The organism is Belnapia sp., assembly GCF_059504005.1.
Map to the genome: position 1 here is coordinate 1 of NZ_JCACHU010000063.1, position 6,778 is coordinate 6,778.

Here is a 6,778-nt window from a genome sequence, read left to right on the forward strand (position 1 = left end):
GGTTGCGGTGATCTCTACCGCAGTCGGCTGTCTCATCGAACCGTGCCGCACCCCATATGGTTACATCCTACGCCCCGACTGAAGTCGAAGCGATGCAAGGGACCATGCGTAGATACTCAACATCCAGTTGGCAGCCATTTATCGGCGGCGAAACCAGGTGAGCCAGGAGCGCGCCGCGGCGGAACTCGCGTAGCCGCACTCCCGCTCGAGCGCGACCACGTCGAGGGTGAGAGCATCGCCAATTCGGCCACGTAAGACCTGGGCCGGCACCATTTTCTCGAAGCGCAGCGCGGCGTTGGTGTCCCCGGCGAAGCGCAGGGTCATCAACCCAGCCCGCCGATCGATAGCCACTTGGCCTGGCGCGCGCTCGGACATTTCGGTGAGCGCCTCGAGGAAGGGCCGGTCCTTCATGGTGTCGATATCGTCAGACCGAATGTCGGACGCCCAGTCGGGGGCCGACCCCAGCGCTTCGGCGTAGGTATCTCGCAAGCACGACGCTGACAGGCCGACGAGGTCGGGCGGAGCACCAGGGTCTTCCGCGATGGCCTCGAGCAACCTCGGGATCTGCGGTCCAATTCGGTTCAGGTAATCTCGGTACACCCCGGTCCCGATTGCCATCGCCCTTTGCGCCGGTACCGTCGACAGTGCCTTTGGCTTCGATCCAGCCACGTGCACAACGACCATCCTCTTCCGTAGCTCGGGTGCTACCGCTTGGACGTCGCGGTTGGTGCTGATTAGGATCGGGGCATAGCGCTCTGAGAACTCACGATCCGACTTCACCAGATCGGGTAGGTGCTCGGTCATCTTGCGGTTGTTAAGGTCATCTACGATCAGTGGGATGGCGGCCATGCGGTCACGGAAACCAAGCGCTCGGGCGGTGGTAAAATCGCGCCCGGGCAACTCCTTGTGGACGCCGAACATGGAGCGGACCAAGACGCGAGAAAGATGGCTTTTGCCGCCGTGCGACTGTCCATAGACCAAGCCGCATACGGGATAACGAAACGTCTCCCCGTCATGGCGTGTCATGGCAGTGCGCAATAGCGGGGCGAAGGGTGCAGCGTAGAGCCACGCCATCAGCGCCCAGTAGCCGCGCTGGATGCGGGCGGTGTCGCCATAAAATCCGGCGAAGGAGCGCATGTAGGCGTCAAGGAGCCCGGCGTCACGCCGCACTTCGCCCGCATCGACCGCTCGTCCGAACTCGTGCCAGATGCTGTTGTCTAGCATGACAAGGCCACTGCCCAGATCGAGAACGGCGGAATGGATGCGGTCGCTTTCCTGCACGACGGGCTTCGATGCCAAAGTGCGCCAGGCGCGAAGGAAGCCTTTTGCGGTAATGATAGTGGCGCCCCGTCGGTCCTTCTCGAAGGTCATCTCGCGCAGCTCAGTGCCGAGCCGGCCGGCCTCGCGCAGCGCTTCGGCGCCCAGAGTAGCAATGGTGATCCGACGGGGCTGCTCGACGACAACGAGTCCGGCATCGAGGCGCCGCACGGCGGGCGTTTGTTCCAAAGGTACAGGCTGCGCCGCGATCTCAACCGGGGTTTCCCCTGGGCTGGCGGCCGGATTACCTCTCAGCACGACCAGCAGGTCCGGCTCTATCATGTCGGCCGCCTCTTCATCCCTAGTCGCATAGGCAGCGAAGGCAGCGTAGGCCTCCGGACCGTCGAAGGCTACGAAGGTTTCACGTAGCCTACCGGTTAGGGCAGAGAGCGAGAGGTTTGCAGAGCCAACGACAACGCGTCGGGCAGCGCCCTCAGCCTCAAGGAGGTAGAGTTTTTCGTGGCTTGGCGCCTGCCGCAAGACGGCGAAGCGCAGGCTTCCTTGGTGGACCCGCTGCAAGAGCGGCTGGCCGCCCCGCAGCAGGGCCGGCCGAAGCAGGCGCTCGATCGCGGCCTTCTGGTCTGCGACCGCATCCACAAACCGGTATCCAGCAACCGCAGTGGCGTCCTCGAGCGCCCCAAGCTCCCTGCTGAGCACGCGCTCGGAGCCGAACAGAATCTCCATGTCCTCGAACAGGTCTGCGACGGCCAGCAGAGCCGGGATGCTGGAGGAGTAGGTGATGGCCTTGAGGCGTTTATAACCCCCGAAAAGGGTTCGCCAGTCGGTCTGACTTTGACCCAGGAGCTGCGCCTCGAACACCTGCAGACTTCCAGGGCCGTTGGGCTCCGCTGGTAGCGCATTCGTTCCACCAGCGACGCGCCCCCCGACTGAGGGACCGGAGTTAGAGAAAAGGTCGCCCATGCACGGTCTCCGGCGGTTGTCGTCCTGCCGACTATTATACGGAAACCTACGGGCGCTGAGTCACATGGGGGTTCTTGAACGAGTCTGTGCCGCAATCGAAGCGGTACAACATACCCAGGTAGCATGCTGTATGACCTTGTTGCACGGGTCGCCCAGCGTCCGGTTGCCGGGTAGACTGCTGAGGAGGTATTGTCAGGTTTTCCGGCTCTGGCCGGAATGAGTTGGTCGGGCCATGCTCGCCGGATGCCGTCCGAGCCTATCACATACCCCGCCTACCGTTTTCCGGCCGAGGTCATCCACCATGCCATCTGGCTCTATTGTGAGAGTATCCAGGCCGCTCGGCGGGTCTGACCCCTGATCTCTACTGGCCGCGTGTCCTGAGGTGGATCTGTCGGCCTTCCGAGCGGCACCGGCGGTCAAGCGGGATGTGACCTCATAGGAGCTTGGCGGCGTTCGTCCCATCACAGTCCTGTCCCCCTGCGAGACTGCCGGACCCTCACCCGTTCCGGAGACCCGGTACAATGAACGAGGCCACCTCAACAGACGTCATAATCGGTGTCGACACACACAAGCAGACCCACACCGCCGTCGCCATCACCGGGCTTGGTGCGCGTGTCGGAGAGTTGACCGTCTCCGCCTGCACGCAAGGCTACTACGACCTGGAGGCTTGGGCCGCCAAGCTGGGATCCATCCGCGGCTTCGCCATCGAGGGGACCGGGTCCTACGGCGCGGGCCTGTCGCGGTTCTTGCGTGAGAGCGGGCACACCGTCCACGAGGTCTGCCGGCCTGATCGGCGAGCCCGCCACCAGCACGGCAAGGCAGATCACCTCGACGCCGAGGTCGCAGCCCGCACACTCCTCGGCGGCTATCGTGCGGCCGTTCCAAAGTCCGGGATGAGCGAGGCAGAGATGATCAGGCACCTCAAAGTTGCCCGTGACACCGCGGTCAAGGCACGAACGCAAGCCATGCTCGCGCTGAAGTCGCTCATCGTCGAGGCTCCCGCTACTCTTCGCGAGCAGCTCGAGGCGCTCCGGGGCAAGAAGACGCTGTTGCAGCACCTGGCTGCGCTACGGCCCGGCGCAGTCACCACAACGGTGGCCTCGGCCAAGACCAGCCTGCGTGCCATTGCCCGACGCTGGCTGGCCCTCGACGACGAAATCCGGGCACACGATGCCCATCTCCAGAAGCTCGTCCAGCGCCGCTCGCCAGCGTTGGTCGAGGCCCATGGCATCGGGGTGGTGCGTACGCATTCGCCGAGTACCGCCTACCGGATCTGCTTGGGACCTGCCTTTGATCCTACGAGCGTTCTTTGGAGCGTCGGTAAGGACAAGCGGCGGAGTGACGGATGGAGATCATCACCGGGGTAGAGCGCCGCCGGTCGTGGCGGGCTGAGGAGAAGCTGCGGATCCTGGCCGAGCTGACCCAGCCTGGGGTCAAGTTCAGCGAGGTCGCCCGACGGCATGATGTGAGCCGCGGCCTGCTCTGGCAATGGCGGGACGCACAGCGGCGCGGCAGGCTGGTGGCCGAGACACCGGGTTTCCTGCCGCTGCAGATCGTGCCGGAGATGGCTGCGCCAGCGCTGCCGGGTGGGTCGGGCTCGCGACCCTGTGCCGGCCCTCCCACGGTGGAAGACGAGGCACACGAGCGGATCGAGATCGTGCTGCCGGACGGGACTGCGGTGCGTGTTGCCGCGTCGATCAGCGCGGCGAGTTTGCGCCGCGTGCTGGCGGCGTTGCGCACGTGATCCCGACGCCGTCTGGTGTCCGGGTATGGCTGGCGGTTGGCCACACGGACATGCGCCGCGGGATGCACTCCCTGGCGCTACAGGTGCAGCAGACGCTCGGCCGCGACCCGCATTGCGGCGATCTCTACGTCTTTCGCGGCCGCAGGGCGGACCTGGTCAAGATCGTCTGGCACGATGGGCTTGGCATGTCCAAACCCTAGCGCTGGAACCTCTGCAAAGGAGATTGATTTAGGGGGAACGGCGGTCGCAAGCATTCAAGCGCTTGCGGCTTTGGCGCGCTGGATGGCGAGGCGCCGTAATGAGGCAAGGCACAAGCGGGACCGTACCGTGCTGGAGGGACCTATCGCTGGCGCAGCGCCGGCGGCTGGCGGTTCTGATCGGCCGCCTGGCGCTGCGGCGGCTGTCGCTTGTGAAACCGACCGAGGGTTCCAAGGGAGGGACGGCCAATGAGGCAGATGCCGGGTTCCCTGAATGGAGCAGCACTACCGGGCAAAATCCTCGCCCGCCACCTTGATCGGCAGGCCGTGGTCTACGTCCGGCAATCGACCCTCCAACAGCTGGAGCACCATCGGGAATCGACAAGTGTGCAGTATGGCCTTGTCGACCACGCCTGCCAGCTGGGCTGGCCGCGCTCGCGCGTCGCGGTCATTGACGATGATCTTGGCTGCTCGGGCGCCACGGTCGAGGGACGACCGGGATTTCAGCGCCTGGTCGCCGAAGTCGGCCTTGGCCATGTCGGCCTTGTGTTGGGCTTCGAAGTTTCGCGCCTCGCCCGTTCCTGCCGCGACTGGTACCAGCTGCTCGAGATCTGCGCGCTGGCCGGCACGCTGATCGCAGACAGCGATGGGGTCTATGATCCGGCGCTCTACAATGACCGGCTGCTCCTCGGGCTCAAGGGCACGATGAGCGAGGCGGAGCTGCATATCATGCGCGCTCGCCTCGATCAGGGGCGCTGGAACAAGGCCGGACGCGGTGAGCTCGGGTTCAACATGCCCCGCGGCTATCTCAAGCGGCCGTCGGGCGAGGTCTGCCTGGATCCGGACGAGCGCGTGCGCGAGGTCATCCGGCTCGTGTTCGATGTTTTTGAGCGTCGCGGCAGCGTGCACGGCGTGATGCGCTACCTCGTCGACCACGACATCGCCCTGCCAGACCGGGCCCGGAGTGGATCAGCCGCAGGTGAAGTTGTCTGGCACCGGCCGCATCGCGGCGGCATCGTCAACATGCTCACCAACCCCGCCTATGCCGGCGCCTACGCGTTCGGTCGGCGCCTGCCGGAGAGGCCGGGTAGCCGTCATCGGCGGAACGCCCGGCAGCCGAGCCGTGATCCAGAAGACTGGCGCATACTGTTGCAGGGCCGTTGGCCGGCCTACATCAGTTGGGACAGCTTCGAGGAAAACCAGCGGCGGCTGATGGCGAACCGGAGCAAGCACAAGGGTGTTCCCCGTGGTGGGCCGTCGCTGCTGGCCGGCCTGCTCTACTGCGGCTGCTGCGGCAGCCGCATGGTGACCTGCTACAGCACCAACGGACACGACCTCCGTTACGGCTGTACACACCACCAGCTCAACTATGGCGCACCGCAATGCCAGGCGCTCTCCGGCGCCGCGCTTGACGCGCTCATTGCAGGCCTGGTGCTCGAGGTGCTGCGCCCTGCCGTGGTCGAGGTAAGCCTTGCCATGGCCGAGGATGTCGAGCTTGAACGGGCAGCGCGGCACCGACAATGGACCCTGCGCCTTGAGCAGGCGCATTACGAGGTCGAGCGCGCCGAGCGGCAATACAATGCGGTCGAGCCGGAGAACCGCTTGGTGGTTCGAAGCCTTGAGCGGCGCTGGGAGGAGGCACTGGCCGCTGAGACGCGGCTACGGGAGGAACACACGCGGTTTCTCGCCCGCGAGCCAATCCAGCTATCGCCAGGCGACCGTGATGCGATCAGGCACCTGTCTGAGGATGTACCAGCGCTCTGGCGCGCAGACACCACGACCAACGTCGAGCGGAAGGAGATTGCGCGCCTGCTGCTGGAGCGCGTCGAGATTCTTCTGCAGGGAAACACCGAGAAGGCGGACGTCACCTGCGTCTGGGTCGGCGGACATCGCACGAACCACACCCTGGTACGCCCCGTCCGACGCACTACACAGCTGTCTCGACATGCTGAGTTGATCCAGCGCATTCGCACCCTGCACAGCGAGGGCAGGCGGCCGCCCGCCATCACTCGGACGTTGGTGGCGGAAGGCTGGAGTTCCGCACACGGCAAGCCCTACCGGGAAAGTGGCGTTCGCTCCCTCATGACTCGCATGGGCCTAGTCCCGGCACGGCTCGCGCGACCAACCAACGTCGTGGTGCGCGATGCGGGCGAGTTCACGCCGGCAGAGATTGCCAGCCGCCTGAACATGCCCGAGGGCACGGTCTACCTGTGGCTCTACAAAAAACGCTTGCCGGCGCGACGGGTCGAGGCGGCCGACCGGAGCCTCTGGCTCGTCCGGCTGGAGGATGTCGAGCGGCTGCTGCGGCAGCGTGGCCCAGGCGGGCGCCTGCCACCAAGGCAGCCATCATGAACCGGGCAGCTACCCAGGATCAGCACACTCGCGTTCCAAACCTGCTCTGGAGAGGCATCATGACCAAGAGACGTCGCTGTATGCCAAGAAGTTGGAGAAGGGACGCTTCATCTGGCCCTCGCCGACCGACGGCTGCCTGCAGATATCGGGCGCGCAGCTGGCCTACATGCTCGACGGAATCGATTGGAGAAGCCCAGTACGGACCTATCGGCCGGAGCTGGCGGGATAGTGTACGGCGCAGTGGTAT

The 6,778-nt window shown here is 65.1% G+C and carries 6 protein-coding genes; 5 read left to right on the plus strand and 1 reads right to left on the minus strand.

Annotation, left to right across the window (positions count from 1 at the left end; translation table 11 throughout):
- Nucleotides 1-138: 138 nt before the first annotated feature.
- Nucleotides 139-2,136 (minus strand): hypothetical protein, encoded by a 1,998-nt coding sequence (locus AC5JJ1_RS10095; protein WP_495784992.1) that lies wholly within the window; start codon nt 2,134-2,136, stop codon nt 139-141.
- Between the two features lie 623 nt (nt 2,137-2,759).
- Here AC5JJ1_RS10095 and AC5JJ1_RS10100 point away from each other — a divergent pair.
- From AC5JJ1_RS10100 to tnpB (AC5JJ1_RS10120), 5 genes are all read left to right on the plus strand, one after another.
- Nucleotides 2,760-3,605 carry an IS110 family transposase gene (locus tag AC5JJ1_RS10100; RefSeq protein WP_495784993.1) on the plus strand — a complete coding sequence of 282 codons (846 nt, stop codon included), beginning with the start codon at nt 2,760-2,762 and terminating at the stop codon, nt 3,603-3,605.
- Complete coding sequence (gene tnpA / locus AC5JJ1_RS10105) at nt 3,584-3,982, plus strand: IS66-like element accessory protein TnpA (RefSeq protein ID WP_495784994.1); 399 nt, start codon at nt 3,584-3,586, stop codon at nt 3,980-3,982. Before AC5JJ1_RS10100 ends, tnpA begins: the two co-directional genes overlap by 22 nt.
- Complete coding sequence (tnpB, locus tag AC5JJ1_RS10110) at nt 3,979-4,182, plus strand: IS66 family insertion sequence element accessory protein TnpB (RefSeq protein ID WP_495784995.1); 204 nt, start codon at nt 3,979-3,981, stop codon at nt 4,180-4,182. Before tnpA ends, tnpB (AC5JJ1_RS10110) begins: the two co-directional genes overlap by 4 nt.
- A 246-nt stretch (nt 4,183-4,428) precedes the next feature.
- Nucleotides 4,429-6,531, plus strand: coding sequence for a recombinase family protein (locus AC5JJ1_RS10115; RefSeq protein ID WP_495784996.1), 2,103 nt, complete (start codon nt 4,429-4,431; stop codon nt 6,529-6,531).
- A complete protein-coding gene (tnpB, locus tag AC5JJ1_RS10120; RefSeq protein WP_495784997.1) occupies nt 6,467-6,760 on the plus strand; it encodes an IS66 family insertion sequence element accessory protein TnpB in 294 nt (97 codons plus the stop codon). Before AC5JJ1_RS10115 ends, tnpB (AC5JJ1_RS10120) begins: the two co-directional genes overlap by 65 nt.
- Nucleotides 6,761-6,778: the final 18 nt, after the last annotated feature.

What these genes read in the sequence shown, in the direction of transcription:
- tnpB (WP_495784997.1), top strand. Translation starts at nt 6,467, where the DNA reads ATGTCGAGCGGCTGCTGCGGCAGCGTGGCCCAGGCGGGCGCCTGCCAC.
- AC5JJ1_RS10115 (WP_495784996.1), top strand. Translation starts at nt 4,429, where the DNA reads ATGAGGCAGATGCCGGGTTCCCTGAATGGAGCAGCACTACCGGGCAAA.
- tnpA (WP_495784994.1), top strand. Translation starts at nt 3,584, where the DNA reads ATGGAGATCATCACCGGGGTAGAGCGCCGCCGGTCGTGGCGGGCTGAG.
- AC5JJ1_RS10100 (WP_495784993.1), top strand. Translation starts at nt 2,760, where the DNA reads ATGAACGAGGCCACCTCAACAGACGTCATAATCGGTGTCGACACACAC.